Annotated in this window: 20 protein-coding genes; 3 read left to right on the top strand and 17 right to left on the bottom strand. The window is 41.5% G+C overall.

Features of this window, described 5'->3' with window-relative positions; genetic code table 11:
• Nucleotides 1–230: 230 nt before the first annotated feature.
• Entirely contained in the window at nucleotides 231–1,034 is an 804-nt protein-coding gene (gene suhB / locus KAN5_RS12460) for an inositol-1-monophosphatase (RefSeq protein ID WP_016709189.1), read from the top strand.
• 162 nt (nucleotides 1,035–1,196) lie between these two features.
• Here the strand turns inward: suhB and KAN5_RS12465 are convergent, their stop codons facing one another.
• The 7 genes from KAN5_RS12465 to queA form a co-directional block, all read right to left on the bottom strand.
• Nucleotides 1,197–2,969, bottom strand: coding sequence for a GGDEF domain-containing protein (locus KAN5_RS12465; protein ID WP_138555901.1), 1,773 nt, complete (start codon nucleotides 2,967–2,969; stop codon nucleotides 1,197–1,199).
• Nucleotides 2,970–3,057: 88 nt separating this feature from the next.
• The gene (locus KAN5_RS12470; protein WP_016709187.1) at nucleotides 3,058–3,588 is read right to left on the bottom strand and encodes a hypothetical protein; all 531 of its coding nucleotides are present in this window, start codon (nucleotides 3,586–3,588) and stop codon (nucleotides 3,058–3,060) included.
• Between the two features lie 551 nt (nucleotides 3,589–4,139).
• Complete coding sequence (gene secF / locus KAN5_RS12475) at nucleotides 4,140–5,087, bottom strand: protein translocase subunit SecF (protein ID WP_016709186.1); 948 nt, start codon at nucleotides 5,085–5,087, stop codon at nucleotides 4,140–4,142.
• 9 nt (nucleotides 5,088–5,096) lie between these two features.
• Complete coding sequence (gene secD, locus KAN5_RS12480) at nucleotides 5,097–6,956, bottom strand: protein translocase subunit SecD (RefSeq protein WP_016709185.1); 1,860 nt, start codon at nucleotides 6,954–6,956, stop codon at nucleotides 5,097–5,099.
• Between the two features lie 21 nt (nucleotides 6,957–6,977).
• Nucleotides 6,978–7,316 carry a preprotein translocase subunit YajC gene (yajC, locus tag KAN5_RS12485; protein WP_016709184.1) on the bottom strand — a complete coding sequence of 113 codons (339 nt, stop codon included), beginning with the start codon at nucleotides 7,314–7,316 and terminating at the stop codon, nucleotides 6,978–6,980.
• 26 nt (nucleotides 7,317–7,342) lie between these two features.
• Entirely contained in the window at nucleotides 7,343–8,470 is a 1,128-nt protein-coding gene (gene tgt / locus KAN5_RS12490; RefSeq protein ID WP_016709183.1) for a tRNA guanosine(34) transglycosylase Tgt, read from the bottom strand.
• A 161-nt stretch (nucleotides 8,471–8,631) separates the two neighbouring features.
• Nucleotides 8,632–9,663 carry a tRNA preQ1(34) S-adenosylmethionine ribosyltransferase-isomerase QueA gene (queA, locus tag KAN5_RS12495; RefSeq protein WP_244389836.1) on the bottom strand — a complete coding sequence of 344 codons (1,032 nt, stop codon included), beginning with the start codon at nucleotides 9,661–9,663 and terminating at the stop codon, nucleotides 8,632–8,634.
• A gap of 167 nt (nucleotides 9,664–9,830) precedes the next feature.
• Between queA and KAN5_RS12500 the strand changes: the two genes are divergently transcribed.
• The gene (locus tag KAN5_RS12500; protein ID WP_244389837.1) at nucleotides 9,831–12,356 is read left to right on the top strand and encodes an EAL domain-containing protein; all 2,526 of its coding nucleotides are present in this window, start codon (nucleotides 9,831–9,833) and stop codon (nucleotides 12,354–12,356) included.
• Nucleotides 12,357–12,559: 203 nt separating this feature from the next.
• Nucleotides 12,560–12,784 (top strand): hypothetical protein, encoded by a 225-nt coding sequence (locus KAN5_RS12505; RefSeq protein WP_016709180.1) that lies wholly within the window; start codon nucleotides 12,560–12,562, stop codon nucleotides 12,782–12,784.
• Nucleotides 12,785–12,824: 40 nt separating this feature from the next.
• On the opposite strand, the gene KAN5_RS12510 is transcribed toward KAN5_RS12505, so the two are convergent.
• From KAN5_RS12510 to KAN5_RS12555, 10 genes are all read right to left on the bottom strand, one after another.
• A complete protein-coding gene (locus tag KAN5_RS12510) occupies nucleotides 12,825–13,736 on the bottom strand; it encodes a hypothetical protein (protein ID WP_244389838.1) in 912 nt (303 codons plus the stop codon).
• A gap of 11 nt (nucleotides 13,737–13,747) precedes the next feature.
• Complete coding sequence (locus tag KAN5_RS12515) at nucleotides 13,748–14,338, bottom strand: hypothetical protein (protein ID WP_016709178.1); 591 nt, start codon at nucleotides 14,336–14,338, stop codon at nucleotides 13,748–13,750.
• Nucleotides 14,331–14,873, bottom strand: a complete 543-nt coding sequence (locus KAN5_RS12520) for an RNA polymerase sigma factor (protein ID WP_016709177.1) — start codon at nucleotides 14,871–14,873, stop codon at nucleotides 14,331–14,333. Before KAN5_RS12520 ends, KAN5_RS12515 begins: the two co-directional genes overlap by 8 nt.
• Nucleotides 14,874–14,981: 108 nt before the next feature.
• Nucleotides 14,982–15,905, bottom strand: coding sequence for a hydrogen peroxide-inducible genes activator (locus KAN5_RS12525; RefSeq protein ID WP_016709176.1), 924 nt, complete (start codon nucleotides 15,903–15,905; stop codon nucleotides 14,982–14,984).
• Between the two features lie 92 nt (nucleotides 15,906–15,997).
• Nucleotides 15,998–17,266 (bottom strand): inorganic phosphate transporter, encoded by a 1,269-nt coding sequence (locus KAN5_RS12530; RefSeq protein ID WP_016709175.1) that lies wholly within the window; start codon nucleotides 17,264–17,266, stop codon nucleotides 15,998–16,000.
• A 39-nt stretch (nucleotides 17,267–17,305) separates the two neighbouring features.
• Nucleotides 17,306–17,983, bottom strand: a complete 678-nt coding sequence (locus tag KAN5_RS12535; RefSeq protein WP_016709174.1) for a TIGR00153 family protein — start codon at nucleotides 17,981–17,983, stop codon at nucleotides 17,306–17,308.
• Nucleotides 17,984–18,155: 172 nt separating this feature from the next.
• On the bottom strand, nucleotides 18,156–18,857 hold the full coding sequence (gene phoU, locus KAN5_RS12540; protein ID WP_016709173.1) for a phosphate signaling complex protein PhoU: 702 nt from the start codon (nucleotides 18,855–18,857) through the stop codon (nucleotides 18,156–18,158).
• 56 nt (nucleotides 18,858–18,913) lie between these two features.
• Nucleotides 18,914–19,741, bottom strand: coding sequence for a phosphate ABC transporter ATP-binding protein PstB (pstB, locus tag KAN5_RS12545; RefSeq protein WP_016709172.1), 828 nt, complete (start codon nucleotides 19,739–19,741; stop codon nucleotides 18,914–18,916).
• A gap of 27 nt (nucleotides 19,742–19,768) precedes the next feature.
• Nucleotides 19,769–21,418 (bottom strand): phosphate ABC transporter permease PstA, encoded by a 1,650-nt coding sequence (gene pstA / locus KAN5_RS12550; protein WP_016709171.1) that lies wholly within the window; start codon nucleotides 21,416–21,418, stop codon nucleotides 19,769–19,771.
• A 14-nt stretch (nucleotides 21,419–21,432) separates the two neighbouring features.
• Nucleotides 21,433–23,670 carry an ABC transporter permease subunit gene (locus KAN5_RS12555; RefSeq protein ID WP_016709170.1) on the bottom strand — a complete coding sequence of 746 codons (2,238 nt, stop codon included), beginning with the start codon at nucleotides 23,668–23,670 and terminating at the stop codon, nucleotides 21,433–21,435.
• Between the last annotated feature and the right edge of the window lie 201 nt (nucleotides 23,671–23,871).

Consider the following 23,871-nt stretch of genomic DNA (forward strand, 5'->3'; position numbering starts at 1 on the left):
GCTGACGGCTGACGGCTGACGGCTGACGGCTGACGGCTGACGGCTGACGGCTGACGGCTGACGGCTGACGGAAAAACTCTACAACTTTTACCTTACAACTCAAGTCAGTATAAAAAACACTCAAAACTATTTGGGGTTTATTGTTTACTTTGTGGCAAAAATCGCTAGAATACGCCGGCTGAAATATATAGAAATATATAAACGTTCTTTTACAACCCAAAGGTAACACCATGCATCCAATGTTAAACATTGCGGTTCGCGCTGCGCGTAACGCAGGCAAAATTTTACTTCGCGCTGGCGAAGATTTATCAAAAGTTGAAGTACAACAAAAAGGTACTAACGATTTAGTTACTAATATTGATAAAGAAGCTGAAGCCGTAATCCGTGACACTATTTTACAATCTTACCCAACTCACTCTATCGTGGGTGAAGAGTTAGGTGAGCACAAAGGCAAGGATGCAGATTACCAATGGATTGTAGATCCTATTGATGGCACAACCAACTTCATCAAAGGCATTCCTCATTATGCGATCTCTATCGCTCTTAAAGTTAAAGGTCGTTTAGACCAAGCAGTTATCTATGACCCAATTCGTGGTGAGCTTTTTACTGCTTCTCGTGGTCAAGGCGCTCAGTTAAACAGTAAACGTCTTCGTGTAAGTAAAACTACTGTGCTTTCTGGTACTGTACTTGCGACAGGTTTCCCATTCAAAAACAAACATCATATGGATGCGTATACTGAAGCATTCAAGGCATTGTTTGTTCATACAGCTGATATTCGCCGTGCAGGCAGCTCTGCATTAGACATGGCTTATGTTGCTGCAGGGCGCATTGATGGCTTCTTTGAGATTGGTTTAAAACCTTGGACTTCTGCTGCTGGTGAGCTAATGGTTAAAGAAGCGGGCGGTATGATTGTTGATTTCGCTGGCGGAAATAACTACAACCACAGCGGTAACATCATTTGTGGTTCACCTAAATTAACTCAAGCGATCATTCGTGAAATTCGCCCAGTGTTAACTGAAGCATTACTGCGCTAACGGATACTGCTATAAGTTCAAAAAGGAGCTAAGGCTCCTTTTTTTGTGGTTAATCACAATCGACTTATAATATATAACCACTCTAGTGAGCTAAATAAAACGCTAACAGTGCTGGTAGTTTACCAAAGAGAACAACTACATATCAGAATTCTTGCCTTGTAATCACGGATTAAAACTAACAACTGCCAATGCTGGACCACGGCGTTTGCATAAAAACAAGTAGCTGTGGCGGTAACGCTTTGCTTCTTTTTTGGCATCAGTTGCCAACGCTGCAATTTGATGACTGTTAGTACATTGCTCTAAATCTGGCTCGACAACGCCAATTGACAGAGTAAGCAAGGGCACAAATTGCTTTTCACCTTCACGGTTAGTCGCCCAATACCCCCCACTGGCAATATGCTCTGGTGTAAAAAATGCCCGAGACTTGAGCTCAAAGTCACTAATAATTTGATTACAAATCTGTTCGGCATTATCACTATCAAATACCACCATAAAATCATCACCACCAATATGCCCAACAAAGCTTGGAACATTACTGCATGCCTGCGTGGTTACATCCGCTAGTAACTTGATAACGCTGTCACCACTGGCGTAGCCATATAAGTCATTGAACTGTTTGAAATGATTCAAATCTATGTAAGCAAGTGCAAAGCCATGTTTAACTCTTAATCTGTGTTCTATCGCTTCATTTATTGCCACATTGCCCGGCAGCATTGTTAGAGGGTTAGCGTGTTGAGCATGACGTATTTTTTCTTCAGTGATGTGCTTTAAAATATCGCGAAGTGGCGCAAGACCTAAATATCGCCCGGCACGCGTAATGATAATATGCCGACGGATATCAAAGTCATTTTCTGTGATCTGCTGGCTCACGGTATCAAGCAGCTGGTTTTCATCAACCACTAAAGGCTGTTTATGCATCAATGCCGTCACTGGCTGCTTGTCATAGAGCGCATGCCCATACGGGGCTGCAAATACCTCTGTTAGTTGATCTTTGTGTAATAAGCCAATCGGTTGCGCATCTTGATTGACGACAGCGATACTAATGATTGCTTTATCTTTTTCAAAAATATTATGAGCGTCTTTGCAGCGAGTCTCGCTACCAATGGATAATTGCTCAACAGCCAGCCAACCAATGGCCATTGATTGCTCAAACTGATCTGTGATTGGGGTAAAATTTAACTGTTGTAACTGGGCTGAGTTAAACTCCGAGCTGGGTCGCAAACTTGGCCGCTCAAGCAAAAAGCCTTGGGCATGAACAATACCGAGTCCCTCTAAAAGGCTTAACTCTTCATGCCGCTCTATGCCCTCAGCGATCACCGCTGTTTTAGTTACTTTAGCGAGCTCAATAATGGATTTTAAAAACTCTTTTTTAACCACACTTTCATCACAATGATCAATAAAGTAGCGGTCAATTTTTACATAGTCAGGGCATAATTCAGACCACTGCTTTAAACCGGAGTAACCAGCTCCTAAGTCATCAATCGCGATTGAGAAACCTAGCTTGCGATAGTGGGCAATGGTTTTCAGTAATAAAAATCCATCATCCACTTTTTCTTGTTCGGTCACTTCAATCACCACTCGATTAGCGGCTAAGCCAAATTGCTCAACAAGGTGTAATGTTTCACCTTTAGGATGGCATGGATCTAGTAACGTTTTAGGACTTACGTTTAAAAACAATTTGCCTTGCAAATTGAGTTTAACAAAGTTTTCGATTGCTTTGGAACGGCACAGTAATTCAAGCTCTGAGACTTTATCGAAGTTTACCGCCGCGCTAAATAATGCATTGGGCATTTGCAGTGCGCAATTTTTAGGACCGCGGCTAAGTGCTTCATAACCTAATATTTGTTGCTCGCTAATATCAAAGATGGGTTGAAATAAAGTGGTAATCTCACTGTTTTTTAAGATATTTTCTAATATACCTAACTGAACACTCACTATTTCTAACCCATAACTTCATTAAGAGGCGGTTAAAGTAGCAAGACCGTATGACATTTTTATGGCAGTACTGTGTGGCTGTTAATAATTAATCAGCCAATGCTTGTTCTAGCTGTTCAAAATGGGCTAAGACTTCGATAACATCAAGCTCTGCATTTTGATAAGCGAGTTGATCATCTAACCCTAAGCGCGCATGTGCTTGTACCGTTGCTGGGTGAACAACTAAATCTTTAGCGTGATAACACACAGGATCATCAAATGGAGGTAACTTGCCATCACTATGATAACCATTTTCAATTTCAATCAATGGTAATGAAGCAATCGCAGTTGCCACTGTACTTAACGCATTCAAATACTCAGTACATTGTGGATACTTAACGATAACCTCTTTAATTAAGGCCAGCGATAAAATTACTAATTGTGCAGATTCAGCCTCTAAACTGGCTGCATCTTTTTTAGCACGGATGCTATTTAGTAAGTCACTGGCTTGCTGCGGATATTGCTCCAATGCACTTACTGGCGAAGGTTTAGTCGCATGCTCGTGCTGTTGAACTGTTACGTTGTTATCACATCCGCTAATCATAATTAAACTCGTAGCGACTACAAATGGCTTTAACATTAGTTTGTTACATCAGTTCTTGATCAATAAGAATTATTATAAGAAATATTGTGTTTCATAAATAGCAATAATTAACATCAGCGCCAATTCGAGCAAAAACAAGAAAAGTTGCGGGTTGCGGGTTGCGGGCTATGAATCCTAGAGCCTAGTCACTTCCCTAGAACCTAGCTGCACTTGGATGTTAGATGTTAGATGTTAGATGTTAGATGTTAGATGTTAGATGTTAGAGGTTAGGGTTTTTAGAACGTAGGAAATGGCTTTAGCCATGAGTCTTTAAACCGCGCGGCATAAAGCCGCGCCTACAATAAACGCAACCCCGTAGGCGCGAGTTTACCTCGCGCAGGTTTATGTTCACCACCAAGATGCTTAGCTAGCTGCGGGCTATGAACCCTAGAGCCTAGTCACTTCCCTAGCTCCTTTTACCTTACCCTCTTTGTGAGTAAATTTTTTAAATCTTTTGCAGGCTAAAACCCCACCTACGACATCAATCTCTGATAGCAAAAAACCGCTCAATGTGAGCGGTTTTTAAAAACGTAAACTTCGCTTTATGCTTATGGCATGGCGTCTAAGTCTGCGCCTTCTTTTTCGATGACTTCTGGGATCAAATCTTCTTTACTTACGCCCATTGCAATTGCAACAGCGCTAGCAACATAAATTGAAGAGTAAGTACCAATAAATACACCAAATAACAATGCCGTAGCAAAACCATGAATGGTTTGGCCACCCCAAGCAAACAAGGCAATCAATACTAAAATAGTGGTGATTGAAGTTACTAAGGTACGGTTGAGTGTTTGCGTTAATGAAATATCAATGATTTCAATGGTGTCATCAATACGCACTTTGCGGAAGTTCTCACGTATGCGGTCAGATACAACGATCGTATCGTTCAATGAGTAACCTATTACGGCCAGAATTGCAGCCAGTATTGTTAGGTCAAACTCTAAACCTAATACTGAGAACAAGCCAAGCGTAATAATAACATCATGCATCAAGGCCGATACTGCCCCCACTGCAAAACGCCACTCAAAGCGAAATGCAACGTAGATCAAGATACAGATAAGTGCAGTTAACATGGCAAGGCCACCCTGCTCTTTTAAGTCTTCACCAACACTTGGACCAACAAACTCGATTCGGCGCATTACCACGCTGTCGTCGGCTTTTTTCAGTGCATCAATCACTTGGTTACCGATAACTTCAGCTTTTACATCATCACCGCGAGGTGCCAAGCGTACTAAAATCTCTTGGCTTGAACCAAACAATTGTACCGATGCATCTGCAAAACCGTTTTCAGCAAGTACCGAGCGAACTTTCTTTAAATCTGCAGGTTGGGCAAAACCAACTTCAACCGCTGTACCGCCGGTAAAGTCTAAACCAAAGTTTAAACCTTTCACAAAGAACGATGCGAATGAGGCCAAAATAAGCAACGTAGAGATACTCATAGCAACTTTACGCAGTGACATGAAAGCTAACGTTCTGCCACCTAATTTTAAAATTTGCATACCTGCTCCTTAAATTGACAGCTTATCAATGCGCTTACCACCAATACATAAGTTGATCACCGCACGGGTACCAACAATGGCTGTAAACATTGACGTGATAATACCAATCGCAAGTGTTACTGCGAAACCAGCAATCGGACCTGTGCCCACTGCGAACAAGATAATTGCAGCGATTAAGGTGGTAATATTGGCATCAAAAATCGTACTAAAGGCACTGTCATAGCCATGATGCACAGCCTGTTGCGGGCTACGACCATCAGCGAGCTCTTCACGAATACGCTCAAAAATAAGTACGTTAGCATCAACAGCCATACCAACTGTAAGTACGATACCAGCAATACCTGGTAGCGTTAATGCGGCCCCCGGGATCAGTGACATTACACCTACAATTAGGACTAAATTAGCTGCTAAGGCAACATTAGCCACTAAACCAAAGCCTTTATAATAAACCAACATAAAGATCAGTACGAATAAGAAACCAAGGGCTACGGCTGTCATACCTGCTTCAATGTTTTCCTGACCTAAGCTTGGGCCTACGGTACGCTCTTCAACAATTTGAATTGGCGCAACTAACGCACCAGCACGCAGTAATAAACTTAGGTTATGTGCTTCTGCTGGGTTATCAATACCAGTAATACGGAATGAGCGATCGAGACGTGCTTGAATAGTTGCTACGTTGATTACTTCTTCCACTTTAATTGGTGGTAATGCTTTACCGTTTGCGTCTGTTTTACCTGAAGGCTTGTACTCAATAAATACCGTTGCCATACGCTTACCAATCGCGCGTTTCGTAAAGGCATTCATTTTTGCGCCGCCTTTGCTATCAAGGCTGATACTTACTTGCGGGCGTTGGTATTCATCGGCACCCGATTGCGCACCTGTAATGTGACTACCTTCAAGAATAATGCGTTTTTTCAATACCACAGGATACCCATCACGGCTCATGATCATTTCAGTGCCAGGTGGAATACGCCCTTGTGCGGCAGCTGAAGGATCTGCATTTTCGTCTACTTCACGAAACTCAAGCGTAGCTGTTGCACCTAAAATTTCTTTCGCACGGGCTGTATCTTGTACGCCTGGTAGTTGCACAATAATGCGTTCTGCACCTTGGCGTTGTACGTTTGGTTCAGCAACACCAATTTGATTGATACGGTTACGAATAATGGTTTCGTTTTGCTTAATAGCGTAGTCACGAATTTCTTTTAACTTTTGGTCGCTAAGGCTTGCGTAAAATGCATTATCGTTTGAGCTATCATCAATGAAAGTGTGTAGTGGGTAGCGTGATTGTAAAAAGCGTTCTGCGGCGTCTTTGTCTTCTTCACTACGCATTTCAACGCGAAGACGTTCAGTACCTGCTACACGACGAATAGTGCGATAACGCAGCTTTTCTTCACGAAGGTCACTTTTATAATCTTGATCCATTTGTTCCAGCGCGTTATCAACCGCTGTCACCATGTCGATTTCCATCGTAAAGTGAACACCACCACTTAAATCCAAGCCCAATTTCATTGGATTGCCACCAAGGGCTTTTAACCAATGAGGTTGCGCCGGGGCCATGTTAATGGCTGAGATGTAATCTTCGCTTAATGAATCACGCAATAAATCTTGCGCTTTAAGTTGTTCTTCAACGTTTTTAAAACGGATCAATACTTGGCCGTTTTCTAAAACTACTGATTTAACAGTAACGTTGTGCTCTTCGAGGGTCGCGTTTACTTTGTCTACAACACTGAGATCCGCATCAGTGCCTTTAGTGCCTGAAATTTGTATGGCCGGATCACGACCATACAAATTAGGAGAGGCATATAAAAGACCAATCGCGATCACAGCTAGAACAAGTAAATACTTCCAAACTGGAAACTTGTTTAACACGTGGGCGTCCTTATTTAATTATTATAGCGACTTCATAGTGCCTTTTGGTAACACAGCTGAAACAGCTGATTTTTGTACCGTTACTTCAGCTTGGTCGTTCAAAGAGATAACGATGAAATCTTTGTCTTCAGAAATTTTAGCAATTTTTCCTACTAAACCACCTTGGGTGAGCACTTCGTCACCTTTAGCCATCGCATTCATAAGCGCTTTATGCTCTTTAACACGCTTAGCCTGTGGGCGGTAAATTAAGAAATAAAACACTAAGCCAAAAATAGCTAACATGATCAACATTTCATAACCACCACCGGCTGGCGCCGCGCCTGCTGCACTTGCATGGGCATTTGAAATAAATAAACTCATAGTACTTCCTCTTTAATTTTTAAAATTTAATTTTCGGTATCAGCTAGCTCTGGCACATCTTGGCCACGGCGAGCATAAAAATCACTAACAAATTCGTCTAACTTGCCTTCGCTAATCGCATTGCGCAAACCTTCCATAACACGCTGATAATAACGTAAGTTATGTATTGTGTTTAGTCGTGCACCTAATATTTCGTTACATTTATCAAGATGATGTAGGTACGCACGTGAATAATTCTTACAGGTATGACAGTCACACTCAGGATCCAGTGGGCCGGTGTCTGTTTTATGCACTGCGTTACGAATTTTGACAATACCACCAGTAATAAATAAATGACCGTTACGGGCGTTACGGGTTGGCATTACACAGTCAAACATGTCGATACCACGACGCACAGCTTCAACTAAATCTTCTGGTTTGCCCACCCCCATTAAGTAACGCGGTTTGTTCTCTGGCATTTTATAGGCGCAGTGATCCAGAATATTGATCATCTCATTTTTTGGCTCACCCACTGATAAACCACCCAGTGCATAACCATCAAAACCAATTTCTTCAAGGCCCGCTTGTGATTGCGCACGTAACTCAGGGTACATACCGCCTTGAATAATACCAAACAATGCAGCAGGGTTATCACCATGGCCTTCTTTTGAGCGCTTAGCCCAGCGAAGTGATAACTCCATCGAGTCTTTCGCTTCTTTTTCAGTAGCAGGGTATGGCGTACACTCGTCAAAAATCATGACAATATCTGACCCCAAATCGCGCTGCACTTGCATTGCTTTTTCTGGCGAGAGCATGATTTTTTCACCGTTTACAGGTGAGCTAAACAATACACCTTCTTCGCTGATTTTACGCATTGCACCTAAGCTAAAAACTTGAAAACCGCCTGAATCGGTCAGAATAGGACGATCCCAATTCATAAAATCATGTAAATCACCATGCTGTTTAATGATCTCAGTACCTGGACGCAGCATTAAGTGAAAGGTATTACCTAAACAAATTTGGGCACCGGTATCTTTTACTTCATCAGGGGTCATCCCCTTTACAGTACCGTAAGTACCTACAGGCATAAATGCGGGTGTTTCTACTACACCTCGGTCAAAAATCAAGCGGCCGCGGCGCGCTTTGCCATCTGTACGGTCTAATTCAAATTTCATATCATCCTCAATGTCGGAAAAACAGTCCAACAAGCTATAATTTAACCGCTCGATTCTACCCTTTTTGTAAAACCATTACTATTAATTGGGCTCAAAGCTGAGATTAAAAGTGTAAAAAAGCCCAGCATTTTGCTGGGCTATCACATTCATTAAGGCACTATTTATTTACGAGTTAAAAACATTGCATCACCATAACTAAAAAAGCGATATTTTTGCTCTATTGCCGTTTTATACGCGCTCATAATATTGTCTTGTCCTGCAAACGCACTAACTAACATTATTAGCGTTGATTCCGATAAGTGGAAATTAGTGACCATGGCATCCACCACATTAAATTGATAACCCGGATAGATAAAGATATCGGTGTCACCAAAGTAGCTAGCAAGTTGGCCGCCATGTATTTTCGCCGCTGATTCTAACGAGCGCACTGACGTTGTCCCCACAGCAATCACCCGCCCGCCTCTCGCTTTTGTAGCTGCAACAGCCGCCACAACCTCGTCAGGCACTTCAATGTATTCGGAGTGCATTATATGCTCATCAACCGAGTCCACGCGCACCGGTTGAAAAGTCCCCGCTCCAACATGCAAAGTAACAAAAGCCATGTTTACGCCTTTTGCTTTTAATGCAGCCATTAGCGAGTCATCAAAATGCAGGCCTGCAGTTGGCGCTGCAACTGCACCTGGCTTTTCACCGTAAACGGTCTGATAACGTTTACGATCTTCGTCTGTATCGGGGCGATCAATATACGGCGGTAAAGGCATATGGCCGATATCGTTCAGAATTTCCAAAACATTTTGCTCAGCGGTGAATTCCAATTCGAACAATTCACCATGACGGCCAACCATCGTTGCCTCAGCTTTACCTTCGAGAATAATTGTTGTGCCTGGTTTTGGTGATTTACTAGCGCGCACATGGGCAAGTACACGGTGCTCATCAAGTACACGTTCTACCAGCACTTCAAGCTTGCCGCCAGAGGCTTTTTGGCCATACATTCGCGCGGGGATCACTTTAGTATTGTTAAATACCAACAAGTCATTTTCATTTACTAAATCAAGAATATCACTAAATATTTTATGTTCTACGGCGCCACTTGGGCCATCTAAAGTAAGTAAACGGCTGCTAGTTCGATCCTGTTTAGGAAAACGAGCAATTAATTCATCAGGTAAGTCAAAGCTAAAATCGGCCACGCGCATAGGATATATCCAGATCAAAAAAGTCGCGCCAAGTTTAACTGTATCGCGCTATGAGCTCAACCAACGCCTTTAATAAAAATACCCAGCAATGTTCTCTTGTGGTTCGGGACAAATGGCATTATTCTACTCAACTTAATTAAAGTTGGGTTTAAAAGAGGTATGACTACATGGCTAAGCAACTAAGTTTGCTGATCTTAAATGCCAGTGTCGCTGAGCGTCAGGCAGTTAAGTCAACCTTAAGTCGACTCAATGTATTTACTTTTCTTGAAGTAGCAGATAGCCAGCAAGCCCTCGAAATTCTCAAGTCTCAAGCTGTTGATGTCATTATTACCGGGCTCAATGTTGGTAAAATCGACGGTTGGCGATTTTCGCGTATGATCCGTTCAGGGCTATTAAAAACCCCAAAGAATACTCCCATTGTGCTCACTCCCCCCATCTACTGTGAACGCATAGCAGAAACAACCGCACGTAGTTATGGTATAGATGCCGTTATACCGTTCGAACGTCAAGATATGCTACCGCAAGTGTTGGCCAATGTGTTATCTACTCATTTAGAAAAAAGCAGTCGTTTAGACTTATTACTGCTTGAAGCTGACAGCACTAAAGCGGCTAAAATAGCCCAACAATTACAACTAAACTTTGCCTGCACCCATGTGGCTAATAACAAACAAGCATTATCTATCTATTTACAACAAAAATTTGCCATTGTGTTACTTGATGCAACCGCGGCACATGCCGGATCAGCAAACCAATTAGTTGAAGAAATTTTACAGCACAACCCCAAGCAAGCCATTGTAACCATTATTGATACTAAAGACGCTAACCATGCTGAGCAGCTGCTGCTTTCTGGCGTCACTGATTTTATTCGCGCCCCTTATGAGCACTCATTACTCACAAAAGTATGTGACCATGCAGCACGTCGCGAAGATTTTATGGTCAGTTATGCTGAATTTGCGCAGAAAGTGGAACAGCTAAGCCAAAGCCAAAATCGTTATAAAGAGCTATTTTCAGCTCATCAACGAATATTGTTGCACCTTAATACTGTGGTGCTTGAGTTTGATCAACAAGGACGAATTCGCTTTATCAACCCTGCATGGGAGGCGTTGAGCGGTTTTGGCATTAAAGAAACTTTGAGCAAAGCACTCTCTGATTTTTGTATTAATGACTGCAAAGAGAAACTGCTTGATACCATTAGCAGTATTTTGCAAGGCGGCGCTTTGCAACAACAGGTAGAAGTGCAAATTATTCATAAAGATGGCCGAGCTATCTGGGTTGAGTGCCGCCTGCAACTGATCAAAAACAGTAGTAACGCGGCAACAATTACTGCAACAATCGACAATATTCATGAGCGCAAGCAAGCAGAGTTACAACTGCGTCATTTAGCCTTACATGACACTTTAACCGGTTTGCATAATCGCTATTATTTTGATCAGCAACTGAACCGCATTTGCCAACCACAACGCACCTATGGCGACATTGAACACGCCTTAATTTATATAGATCTTGATCACTTTAAAATAATTAATGACAGTAAAGGCCATCAACAAGGTGATATTGTTCTAAAAGAAGTCGCGCAGCTATTTACTGCTAATATCAGTGATGAACATTTGGTATGCCGTATTGGTGGTGATGAATTTGCGGTGATCTTAAAAAATATGAATTTACTTGATGCGCACTTAATCGCAGAAAGCATTTGCATGGCAATTGAAGGTCATCAGTTTAAATCTGAAGAGCAAATATATTCTATTAGCTGCTCAATCGGCTTAACGCAAATAACCGCCGCTAACCACGATCCGAGTGAATGTTTAAAACAGGCCGACATTGCCTTGTATGTAGCGAAAAGTCTTGGCCGTAATTTAGTGCATTGTTATTCGAAAGAAGATGCCAACCATAACACCTTACAAGCAGGCTTAGAGTGGGGGCACAGTATTCGCCAAGCACTGCAGCAAAATCACATTGAACTGCATTACCAACCAATTTGGAACTTTAAGCAAGGTGGCGTGGCGTACTTTGAAGCGCTATTACGGTTAAAACTTGACGGAGAACTGGTTTATCCAAACCAATTTATTCCATCACTTGAATTATTAAATGATACTTACTTGATGGATCAATGTGTGATCAGTAATGCCATTGCAGCCATCGCTGCGAATCCTGAACTAAATCAAGTTGCCATTAATCTTTCGGCGCAATCGTTTTTAGATGAACGTTTATTACCGCATATCGAGTCCACCCTTGCAAAATATCAGGTCGTTCCCACTCGCGTTATTTTTGAAATCACCGAATCGGCCAGTATTAATAATTTAACCGCCACCCGCCTGATGATTGAAAAACTCAATCGCTTAGGCTGCCATTTCTCAATCGATGATTTTGGTACGGGCTTTAGTACCTTTAATTACCTTAAGCAATTGCCTGCTCAACACGTGAAAATAGATGGCTCGTTTGTTCGCGATATGCTCAATGATCCTATTGATCTTGCGCTCGTTAAAGCGATCAATGATATTAGCCGCTCCCTTGATAAACGATCAGTTGCGGAATATGTTGAAAGCAAAGAGATCTTTTTAGCACTGAAAGAAATTGGCGTAGATTATGGCCAAGGCTACTTTATTTCTCGCCCCGTACCCGTAGAAAAAATAAACCACCAGTTACAAAAAATTTCACAAAACAAAACTTTTTACGAACAATCACCTAGCTAAAACTGTTACATTTTTACACAATTCCAGCTATTTTTTTACTTCCATCTTAGAATAACTCATCTATACTTTGTCTATCGCTTAGTAAATGTCTTGTTATTATAGTGATTTTCAAAAAATAACATGACATCACTGAATGACCACAACATACTACTGAATAACTAACATATTGTTATGAGTACTATTGTCAATTTATGGAGTGAATTATGACGCAACTAATCGTGCTATTACTGGTGGTAAACTTAGGGATAACTTACCAATGCTACCGTTATGCTGAACGTAAAGGCTACCCTGTTACAACTTTCACCTGCTTAGGGCTAATACCTTATTTTAATTTAGTGGTGTGGGTGTATTTATTATTTTTGCCAGACATTACCCCCTTCAATAAGCAATTTGAATATGAAGGACATAATGAAAAGCAGCCTTTGTAACAAAGGCTGCTTTGTTGGTCAGGGATACGTTTTTATCAAATTAAAACTGATAGCTAATTGCCTTAAGGGCTAGATCGCTGGCTTTAATGTCGCCGACGACACATTTTTTAATATCTGCTTTATTAAATATTTTTATCAAACGTTTATTGTTATCTGCTAAACCTTTGATTATAAAACTAACATGCTCATCATTTGGTAAGCTACGCAAGCCACTACCGTAATCACATAGTGTTAAACTAATGCTGGTATTAACTTGTGTTTGCAGCTTTTGCTGTTCTGCTGCTTGCTGTTTTTCGCGCTCAGCTTGCTTTGCCTGTATATCTTGACGTAATTGCTGTTGCTGCTTAGTAAGCGTAGTCTGTTGCTTTTCAAGCTTAGCAATATCTTTTTCTAATGCTTTTTTACGTTGCTCAAGCTCTTTTTCTGCGGCGCTATTATCGTGGCGACTAGCAAATTCTAGGTCACGCTTTTCACGCTCTAACTCACGTAAATCACGGCTAACATCACGCTCTTGCTCAGCAATTTCACGTACTCGCTCCGCACCTTCGCGCATAACTTCCATCGCTTGCTGATAAGCTTCTCGTGATGATTCAACGGCCTGCTCACTGAATACTTCAACTTGCTCACTAATGAACTCAACATTCACATTTGAAAAGTCAATATCGGGTAAAGGAGGTAGCGGCGCATTTGGCACGCTACTAAAAATTGTCTGCCAGCGGCTTGTGCCTCGCACATCTAACTCAAATACTACCCCCTGCTCAACTAGATAATTAGCCGAAATGGCGCGGATCTTTTTATCAGTATCCTGTTGTAAAGCACTACTTAAAATGTTTTCCATAATGCCCACTTCACGCTGAATAGCAGCCAATTCTGCTGGGGTTTGCGCCTGTAGGTTACCGCTTGCAAACGCTATAACGGTGATTATAGCGCTACTGATTAGTTGTTTATTCATGCTCTTTACTCCTAATTTTTCGCAATGGCAGCCATTGGCTGCTCTTGTACTTGTTCGGCTAAGTCGTTTAGTTGCATCCGCAGATACGCTTGATCTTGAGCACGCTGGGTTTTGATATAGCTAATTAAATTATTAATATCTTCTTGGCGCTCAACTCGTCCGGTAGCAATAGCCTCCTTCGCTAGTTGATACATATGCTGCTGCTGCAATTCATTTTGCGCAGTGATAATTTTTTGCAGCTGGTCTATTTGTTTTTGCTGTGACTCTAATAACTGCGTTTGTTTTGCTACCTGCTCAAGTAGATCTGGCACCTGCTGCTTTGGCATAACTAAAAAAACGAGCGCACAAATCATCACTGATGCTGCAACAGCCCAGGCTCCAGCCATACCAAATACACCTGCAGAAGCAAGCTGTGGCATGGTTGATTGCCGATCCCAATGTGGAACTGGCGCCGCTTTATATTCGCGGCTATGTTGCTGCCAAACCAGTGCTTGACTCATCAAGGCACGATATTCAGGATCATTTTCAAGCTGCTGTAATTGTGCATCACTCAAAACGTTCCCTTCTAACCATTGCTCAAAAAGCGACTCTAAATTAGCCATCAACGGCCTCCAAATGAACTTTTAATTTACCTAATGCACTATATAACCGCGATTTGGCGGTATTGGTGGAAATATCGAGTTGCTGCGCAATTTCTTCAAAAGTGCAATGTTGAAAAAACTTTAGCTCTACCACCAAGCGCTGCTCCCACGGTAAGTTATTCAGCATTGTTGTTAATTGTTGATGTTGAACTTGCATTAATTGGTTATTTTCCAACTCACTGTGTTCACATGCCTGTTCAGGCACTTCATCAAGGCTTTGGTAGTACTTACGGCGACGATAATATTCAACACTACGACGATGCACGATTTGAAAAACCCAAGTATGAAAGCTCGACTCACCGCGAAAGCTGGGCAAACTTTTATACACAGAGATAAACACCTCTTGCATTAAATCCATCGCATCATCAGGGTTACTGAGCATTCGCAGGCAATGGTTATAAACTTGGCTTTCATGCTGCTTAACCAGCTTAAGCCAAGCGCGTTTATTCCCTTGCTGTGCTTTGGCGATTAATGTTTCTGTTGATTGAAAAAACACGGCTCTCAATGCTTAGTTATTTTACTTATTAGGTTAGTCGATAGAGCGAGGAAGATAGTTTGGAAAAGATGAAAATAAATTAAAAAATAAATAGCTCACCTTAATGAGCTATTCTTTTGTCGTTATTAAACGGCATTGGTGTTGTAAAAAACCCTCTAATGTTTGGCTAAATAAACGAAAATCGCGGATCCGCCCCGTTGTTTTACGCCATAAAATGCCAATATCACGGTACGCGTCACTTTGCGAAGGCGTGGCAAGCATGTTCTTATGCTCTAAAATACCGGCATTAATCGCCATTTGCGGCAAGAAGGTCACCCCTAACTGATGTTCAACCATACTTAATAAAGTATGCAAACTGGCCGCTTCAAATGGGTTAATACAACTTGAGCGGTTTAAGTGACAGGCACTGAGCGCATGCCCAGTCATACAGTGCTCCCTTTCTAATAAGAACACGCTAGCTTCCGGTAATAAATTAAAATCTTCAATGTTCTTAGCTGGCAAGTAGTCTTTATGATGCACTAGACTAAAATGGTCTTGCGCTAATATTTGAGTATGAAACTTATCGGTGTCGTAAGGTAATGCTAATAAGGCCATATCGATATGACCATGCTCTAACTTATCCAGTAAGCTATCACTGGTGTCTTCTACTAAAACCAGCTCTAAATTAGCAAATTGTTGCTGGCAAAGGTGATATAAAGGCGCCGCTATAAAGCTGGCAATCGTTGGGATCACCCCGAGAGTTAATTTACCACTAAGCGGGCTTAAATGGCTTTTAGTTAGTTCTTTAACACTCAGTGTATCATCAATTATTTTCCGTGCTCGCTCGACAACTTCTTCGCCGATCGCGGTAAACATCAAACTACGATTCTCACGTTCAATGAGTTGGCAGCCGAGTGTTTCTTCAAGAGTTTGAATCGCACTACTGAGTGTTGATTGCCCAATGAAGCATGCGCTCGCTGCGCGGCCAAAATGCTGATGCTGATGAACTGCCAATAAATACTGCAGCTGTTTAATACTTGGTAAGTTCGTCATACTTCCTTTACCCACAAATAAAAAGACCCCAACACCAAGGGCGTTGAGATCTTTTCAAGCTAAAAGTCTGTGCTACTTAAAAGCTGCTGGATTTAAACTCCAAAGGCAGTTCTTAGTATGTAGAAAATAACAATAGCAAGGGCAGCGCCAACTGGCAATGTAATTACCCAAGAAACTACAATGTTTCTGATCACACCCATGTTAAGAGCAGCAATACCACGTGCCATACCTACACCTAACACCGCGCCAACTAAAGTTTGCGTGGTAGAGATTGGTAAACCTGTACCTGATGCAATAACAACCGTAGATGCTGCCGCTAATTCAGCCGCAAAACCACGACTTGGTGTTAAATGCGTAATGCCTTCACCAATGGTTTTGATTACTTTCTTACCTAAAATAGCCAGACCTGCAACAATACCAAAACCACCTAGAGGTAAAATCCACCATGCGATTGATGCTTGCTTAGCAATTTCACCGTTGTTTTCAACAATGTTTACAACCGCAGCAAGTGGACCAATGGCGTTAGCAACGTCATTCGAACCATGCGCAAATGCCATACAACATGCAGTTAGTACCATTAAGATAGCAAATACTTTCTCAACGTTATTAAATTGCATTTTCTTATCGGCTTTTGGATCAATTTTTAAGCGAGAAATAACCACCTTACCAATAATAGCAACAACCAGTGCAATACTAACCGCTAAGACATAACCTTCAACTGCGCCGATATTAATACCAATGTGCTTTAAGCCTTTTTTGATAGTAACCAAAGACATAATAAAGCCCGCTAAACCCATGTAAATAGGCACATAACGTTTGGCATTTTTAAGTGGTGCGTCTGTATCAAAAATCAGTTTTTGCGCACTCATAAATATCAAATACGCGATAAAGCCTGAAATTGCAGGGGTAACAATCCAACTCCCAACAATACCTGCCACTTTATTCCACTGAATCGCTTCACTGCCAACAGCAACTAATGCAAAACCAATGATAGCACCAATGATTGAGTGTGTTGTTGATACCGGCCAACCTAAAAAGGATGCAATTAACAACCAACTACCTGCTGCAAATAATGCCGAGATCATACCCAACACCATCAGTTCGGGAAGCTCTAAAAATGGTGTTGAATCGATAATACCTTTACGAATTGTCGATGTTACTTCACCGCCAGCTAAGTAGGCGCCTGCAAACTCAAAAATCATCGCAATAAAAATTGCTTGTTTAATGGTTAATGCTTTTGAACCTACCGATGTGCCCATCGCATTAGCAACGTCGTTCGCGCCAATGCCATAAGCCATAAAAAAACCGACTGCTGCGGCAATTATAATTAATACCGTGCCATAAGATGCAATGATATCCATTGTGTAACCCTAATCTTTCGTTATTGAACTGAGTGTAAATTAACGAGCTAACATCAGCTCAAGACGTGAACCTACGCGCTCTGCAATATCTGCAAGTTCGCCGACCCATTCGATGATTTTGTATAAAAACATTACATCAATTGGATTGAGGCCACCTTCAACGGCGCGTAACTGGCGGCGTATTTTGATTTGCATGTCATCCGTGTCTTGTTCAATTGCATCCAATTCAACGAGCATTTTTTCGACTAAGGTCACTTCACGACCTTTAAAACCAGTCTCTAATAACTCATCTAACTCATTAATAGCATTTGACGCTTGTTTAGTCGCATCAACACAACGAGTTACATAAGCTAGGAAATCAGTTTGAATTTCTTTTGGTATGGTCATCTCACGACCAATTACACGACCAGCAATGTCTTTTGCTTTATTAGCAATTTTGTCTTGCTGGGTGACGAGTTCGAGCAGATCTGTACGCTCTACCGGCATAAATAAGCCACGCGGTAGTTGTAAACGTATATCTCTTTTCATATCGTCGGCTTCACGTTCTAAATTACGAATGTTCAAGCGAATCTCTTCTGCTTGTTGCCATTCTTCTTTAAATACATGATTGAAAAAAGGGATCAAAGCTTTACTTGCTTGATGTACCTTCTTGATGTGATCTTCCATTGGCTTTATAGGAGATTTTGCGAATACCCCTAGAAATGCGTTTGTAGGCATAACTGACCCTTAAATCAAATTAGTATGCTTTGCGGCGTGAATTTTACAGCATTCACCGCGATTGTGAATGCTTTTATTACATCCAAGTCGCTGTAACAGCATATTAATTATAGTGGTAACAGTAAAAGCGGCAATTAGCCGCTTTCATAAAAAAACAAAGATAACGAATAATCTATAACGATTTTTCGATATCCTCTTGAGATGTATGACGAATATCTTTGCCGTTTACAAAATAAATAATGTACTCAGAAATATTTTGACAACGATCACCAATGCGCTCTAATGAACGCACTGACCACACTAGATCCATGATTTTTGGAATTGAACGCGGATCTTCCATCATGTAAGTCATAATCTGACGAGTAATTGCTTCATATTCTCGGTCAACCTTGGCATCTTCTTTATGTACTTCAAACGCTTTTTGCACATCCATACGAGCAAAAGCATCAAGTACATCATGCAGCATTTTTGAAACTTGGCGACCCATATTTTCGATATTCACCAATAAATCTTGCTGATCTTTAGTAAACGAATCGAGGGCAACTTTAGCAATACGCTCCGCTTCATCACCAATACGCTCTAAATCTGCAATGGTTTTCGCTATGGCAATAACAAGGCGTAAATCACTAGCTGCTGGCTGACGACGAGCAATGATACGCGTGCACTCTTCATCAATGCTCACTTCCATGGCGTTTATTTTATAGTCGTTTTCACGGACCTTACGGGCCAACTCAGCATCACCATTACTTACCGCATCAAGTGCACTATTAAGTTGCTGCTCAACCAAGCCACCCATACTTAATACATGGTTGCGGACATTCTCTAGCTCTTGATTAAAGCGGCCAGAAATATGCTTATTAATATTGTGTTCCATTGTCTACCTTCTTATCAAAATTGGTTACGTCACCCGAAAATTATATGACTGATTTACTAACCGTAACGGCCGGTAATGTAGTCTTCAGTTTTCTTTTTCGCTGGGGTTGTAAACAAGGTATTGGTATTTGAATACTCAATTAACTCACCCATGTACATAAAGGCCGTTTGATCAGAAACCCGTGCAGCTTGTTGCATGTTGTGGGTAACAATAACAACGGTAAACTTATTTTTTAAATCGTTGATTAGCTCTTCAATTACCAGTGTTGAAATAGGATCCAACGCTGATGTTGGCTCATCAAGTAATAACACTTCAGGCTCAATAGCAATAGAGCGGGCAATGACTAAACGCTGCTGCTGACCACCGGATAAACCAAAAGCACTATCATGAAGTCGGTCTTTTACTTCATCCCATAATGCTGCACCACGTAATGACTGTTCAACAACTTCGTCTAATTTACGTTTTTCTTTAATACCCTGTAAGCGTAGGCCATAAACTACATTTTCGTAGATTGATTTAGGAAATGGGTTCGGGCGCTGAAACACCATACCTACATTACGACGTAGCGCCGCTACATCAACACTTTTGTCATAGATGTTCTGGCCATGAAGTAAGATTTCACCTTCAATACGACAGCTATCTACCAAGTCGTTCATACGATTAATACAACGTAACAATGTTGACTTACCGCAGCCCGATGGCCCGATAAATGCCGTTACTTGGCCTTTAGGAATGTTCATACTTACTGAGCTAAGCGCTTGTTTTTCACCATAGTAAAGATCTAAGTTTTTGATCTCGAGTGCTGTTTGCTCGGTGCTTAAATTGTCTAAATCCAATTTCAAACTACTGCTTGATTGGTTTACTTGTGGAGCGACTGTAATCATGTTTGTTACCTATAAAATCTTTACTAATTATTGATCAAGCGATCTAAACTTTTCACGTAAATGGTTACGTATGCCGATTGCGGTAATATTCAGGGTAATAATCACTGATACTAGCAAGAATGCGGTGGCATAGACTAACGGACGAGCCGCCTCAACATTCGGGCTTTGGAAACCAACATCGTATATATGAAAGCCTAAGTGCATGAACTTGCGATCTAAGTGAAAGTACGGGAAGTTGCCGTCAAGCGGTAATGTCGGTGCCATTTTTACAACACCAACTAACATTAACGGCGCAACTTCACCGGCAGCACGGGCAACCGCTAATATTAAACCTGTCATTATAGCCGGACTTGCCATTGGTACAATGATACGCCATAAGGTTTCCGCTTTCGTAGCACCTAATGCTAATGAACCATGACGTACCGTACTTGGAATACGTGATAAGCCCTCTTCCGTTGATACAATTACAACTGGTAAGGTTAAAATAGCCAAGGTTAGCGCTGACCACATTACCCCTGGTGTACCAAATACAGGGCTTGGTGATGCTTCAGGGTAGAATAGCTGATCTAAGCTGCCACCTAATACATAAACAAAAAACCCTAAGCCAAATACACCGTAAACAATAGAGGGGACACCTGCTAAGTTAATTACCGCGATGCGGATCATTTTAGTTACTGCATTTTTCGCAGCGTACTCATGTAAGTAAATAGCTGCCACAACCCCGAACGGCGTGACTATCACAGCCATCAGCATAACCATAAACACTGTACCAAAGATTGCCGGAAATACACCGCCTTCAGTATTCGCTTCACGGGGGTCATCTGCTACAAATTTACCTAGCTGTACAAAATAGTGACCTAATTTTGCAAAAAAGCCCATGTCATTTGGAAACCAAAAGTCCAGTACTTGGTATAGCGGTAAAGTAACGATTTCACCGCGCATATCTTTTACAGTTACTTGGTCACGTTTAGCTTGTTTACGCAGTGCAAACAATTGCTTTTCTAACACGCTATATTCAGCTCTTAATTCTGCGCGAGCTTGTGCAAGCTCTGCAACGCGCTCATCGGTTAAAGCATCATCAAGTAAATACGACTTCTCTTTTAAGCGTAGGCGCTCTAGTTCGTAGTTAATATGGCCAATATCACCGTTTTGTAAATCAAGGGCTTGCTCATTTAAATCAACGGCACGATCTACTAATTCTTCTAATACGGCGATTTTATTGCCGGTAACAACCTCACCGTCTTTAATAACTTGCTCAACATAGCCGTAAAAGTTACCGTTTTTACTACGCTCAAATACAGCGATAGCGGCAGGTTTAGTATTTGATTTAATGTCGGTCTCAAGTACCCAACGAAAATCTAAGTCTACGTACTCACGGTTACCGGTTTTAATCAAAAAGCGTTCTAACTGCTCTTTATCGAAACCAGATAAATCAATACCGGTAGCTTCAAGGCGCGATTTTGGCACCATTTCACGGTCATAGATTTCACCAATAACAGTCTGTTGTGCAACTGAACCTTGCAACTCGAGCTGTACAACTTGTGATGGCCAGAAAAAGCTTAATCCTTTCCAAGCAATCATGGCTAATAACCCTAATACAGAAATCAGACTGATACTAACCGCACCACCTGTCATCCATATCCAAGGAGAACCTGACTTAAACCACTGCTTTACCATGTCGTGTCTCCTACTTACATCGAGCTGTATTTATCACGCAACTGCTGACGAACAAACTCAGCAATTGTGTTAAAAATAAAGGTGAATATGAATAATACAAATGCGGCTAAGAATAGAATTCGATAGTGTGAACTACCCACTTCCGACTCTGGCATTTCTACTGCGATATTAGCTGCTAAAGTACGCATACCTTGGAAAATGCTCCAATCCATTATTGGCGTGTTACCTGTTGCCATCAGTACGATCATGGTTTCACCTACGGCGCGACCGAGGCCCATCATCACTGCTGAGAAAATACCTGGGCTGGCAGTTAATAGCACAACACTTACCAATGTTTGCCATTGCGTTGCTCCCAGCGCTAATGAACCATTTGATAAATGCTTTGGCACACTAAACACAGCATCTTCTGCAATTGAGAAAATAGTTGGAATAACCGCAAATCCCATTGCAATACCAACAACTAGAGAGTTACGTTGGTCAAATGTCATACCAAGTTCATTCGTTAAATATTGACGCACATTACCGTCAAACATCCAAAGTTCGATTGCGCCACTCATCGCAAATGCTAACCAGCCAATTAACAACAACACTGGAATAAGTAAAATTGAATGCGCCCCATCTGGTACACGGTGACGAATACTTTGTGGTAATTTGGTCCATGCAAATGCGGTTAATAGAATTCCCACTGGCAGCATAAACAATAAGCCTACAATGGCTGGCAAGTGCTCTTCAATAAGTGGAGCAAGCCACAAACCCGCTAAAAACCCTAAGATTACAGTTGGTAATGCTTCCATAATTTCTACGGTTGGTTTCACTACTTTGCGTAATGAGCCAGACATAAAGTAAGCAGTGTAAATTGCCGCAGAAAGTGCGATTGGCACGGCAAATAACATCGCATACATTGCAGCCTTGATAGTACCGAACGAAATTGGCACTAAAGAGAATTTTGATTCAAAATCATCCCCCGCCGAGGTTGATTGCCAGATATAACCTGGCTCTGGGTAACCTTCGTACCATACTTCTTGCCATAATGCCGACCAGGTTACTTCTGGGTGTTCATTGTGGATTTCAACCACAGTAAGTTTATTATCCGCTAAGATAAGCGCCGCATTTGAGCGCGGTGCAACAGCAAAGTTTTCAATCGGGCCGTCACTGATTTTGCCTTGCCATAATTTAGCTTCACTGGTGGTGTAATACACACCAAGCTCACCGTTACTACTCGTGGTGAAGAAAGTACGACGATAGAACTCAGTGAAGATATCTAACTTAGGTTGTTTTGACGTTTCAAAAGCACGTATTTTTTGATATTCACGCCCAGTATCCGTGTTAACTTCAAACCACTGTGATACTTCGCCATTATCATTAGCCAGCATCAATGAATTAGCGCCAGCTAATAACTGTGCCGCCACTAGGTTGGCATTTTCTTCATTTGCAGCCAGCATCTGAATCAGCTCAACTTCACCTGGATAACGCGTATCATAAACATAAATTTGATTGGCTGAACGAACAAAAGTACGGGTGGTATCTGGTGACATTAATAGTTGGTCAACACGCCCTTCAACATCAAGTTCGGTGCGCTCAATGAGCCACTCAACTTCACCGCTGAACATGTTTTCTTCAGCAACAAAGCTACTAAAAATAACGCGCTTGTCTTCAGTTTGTGCCACAACGGCGGTTTTATCTTCAAAATGACTGAAAGCAAACTGTTTAATTGCGGCACCTTCAGCGTCAACTTGTAAGGGTGAATCCTCACCAAGCGGATAACCTAAGCGCGGTGTTAATTGACGTTCATTATTAGGAAACGTGACTAAAAACTTAGGGGCAACTAAAACCACTGAGCCGTTTTCAAGTCCGTATGCATAGTGCCCTTGAAAAGGGGCGCTAACGGCAAAACTGCTCACATCGCTCTCTAGTGGAATCGCTAAGCTTTGAAGTTTCTTACCGAAACTTTGTTTCTCAACACTATAGAAATCAACGCTGCCTTGTTGGCTTAGTAAAAAGGCCACTTCGGTTTGTTCTTCTACACCTAAACCTACAATTTGCTCTGCATTACTTAGGGGAAAGCTATCACGTGTCTCTACTTTCGCTGATTCGAAAATAGGTTGCACAACGTACAACAAATAGAAAAATATCAATAGCAAAGCTATCAATACCATAATACCGCCAGCGGTAATGCTAAATTGGGCAAACCGATCTTTGAATAGACGGCTTCTATCCGTATTAAAAGACGGTTTATTCGGATTGGAAGTCATCGAAACACCTATAAATCTTAACGTTGGTTAGATTATATTTCACCAAGATGACAGTATTGTTACAAGCGTCATAATTGCTTAGGCTTTGTTGCTATAAAACGAAACCGCTTTTATATTCAACAAGTTAAGAAACAACAATAACGTGAGTAATTTTCAACTTGTCAATTTATTATTGATAAACAGATGGTTAGCTAAGTAATT

Origin of the sequence: Pseudoalteromonas sp. KAN5, from assembly GCF_022846535.1 — a bacterium.
In the GTDB taxonomy this organism is placed as follows: Bacteria; Pseudomonadota; Gammaproteobacteria; order Enterobacterales; family Alteromonadaceae; genus Pseudoalteromonas; species Pseudoalteromonas haloplanktis.

Coding starts and splice junctions, on each gene's coding strand:
- suhB (WP_016709189.1), top strand. CDS start 231: ATGCATCCAATGTTAAACATTGCGGTTCGCGCTGCGCGTAACGCAGGC.
- tgt (WP_016709183.1), bottom strand. CDS start 8,470: ATGAAATTTGAATTAGACCGTACAGATGGCAAAGCGCGCCGCGGCCGC.
- KAN5_RS12525 (WP_016709176.1), bottom strand. CDS start 15,905: ATGACGAACTTACCAAGTATTAAACAGCTGCAGTATTTATTGGCAGTT.
- queA (WP_244389836.1), bottom strand. CDS start 9,663: ATGCGCGTGGCCGATTTTAGCTTTGACTTACCTGATGAATTAATTGCT.
- KAN5_RS12530 (WP_016709175.1), bottom strand. CDS start 17,266: ATGGATATCATTGCATCTTATGGCACGGTATTAATTATAATTGCCGCA.
- phoU (WP_016709173.1), bottom strand. CDS start 18,857: ATGGAACACAATATTAATAAGCATATTTCTGGCCGCTTTAATCAAGAG.
- KAN5_RS12535 (WP_016709174.1), bottom strand. CDS start 17,983: ATGCCTACAAACGCATTTCTAGGGGTATTCGCAAAATCTCCTATAAAG.
- KAN5_RS12510 (WP_244389838.1), bottom strand. CDS start 13,736: ATGAATAAACAACTAATCAGTAGCGCTATAATCACCGTTATAGCGTTT.
- secF (WP_016709186.1), bottom strand. CDS start 5,087: ATGCAAATTTTAAAATTAGGTGGCAGAACGTTAGCTTTCATGTCACTG.
- yajC (WP_016709184.1), bottom strand. CDS start 7,316: ATGAGTTTATTTATTTCAAATGCCCATGCAAGTGCAGCAGGCGCGGCG.
- KAN5_RS12500 (WP_244389837.1), top strand. CDS start 9,831: ATGGCTAAGCAACTAAGTTTGCTGATCTTAAATGCCAGTGTCGCTGAG.
- KAN5_RS12505 (WP_016709180.1), top strand. CDS start 12,560: ATGACGCAACTAATCGTGCTATTACTGGTGGTAAACTTAGGGATAACT.
- KAN5_RS12515 (WP_016709178.1), bottom strand. CDS start 14,338: ATGGCTAATTTAGAGTCGCTTTTTGAGCAATGGTTAGAAGGGAACGTT.
- pstB (WP_016709172.1), bottom strand. CDS start 19,741: ATGATTACAGTCGCTCCACAAGTAAACCAATCAAGCAGTAGTTTGAAA.
- KAN5_RS12555 (WP_016709170.1), bottom strand. CDS start 23,670: ATGACTTCCAATCCGAATAAACCGTCTTTTAATACGGATAGAAGCCGT.
- KAN5_RS12470 (WP_016709187.1), bottom strand. CDS start 3,588: ATGTTAAAGCCATTTGTAGTCGCTACGAGTTTAATTATGATTAGCGGA.
- pstA (WP_016709171.1), bottom strand. CDS start 21,418: ATGGTAAAGCAGTGGTTTAAGTCAGGTTCTCCTTGGATATGGATGACA.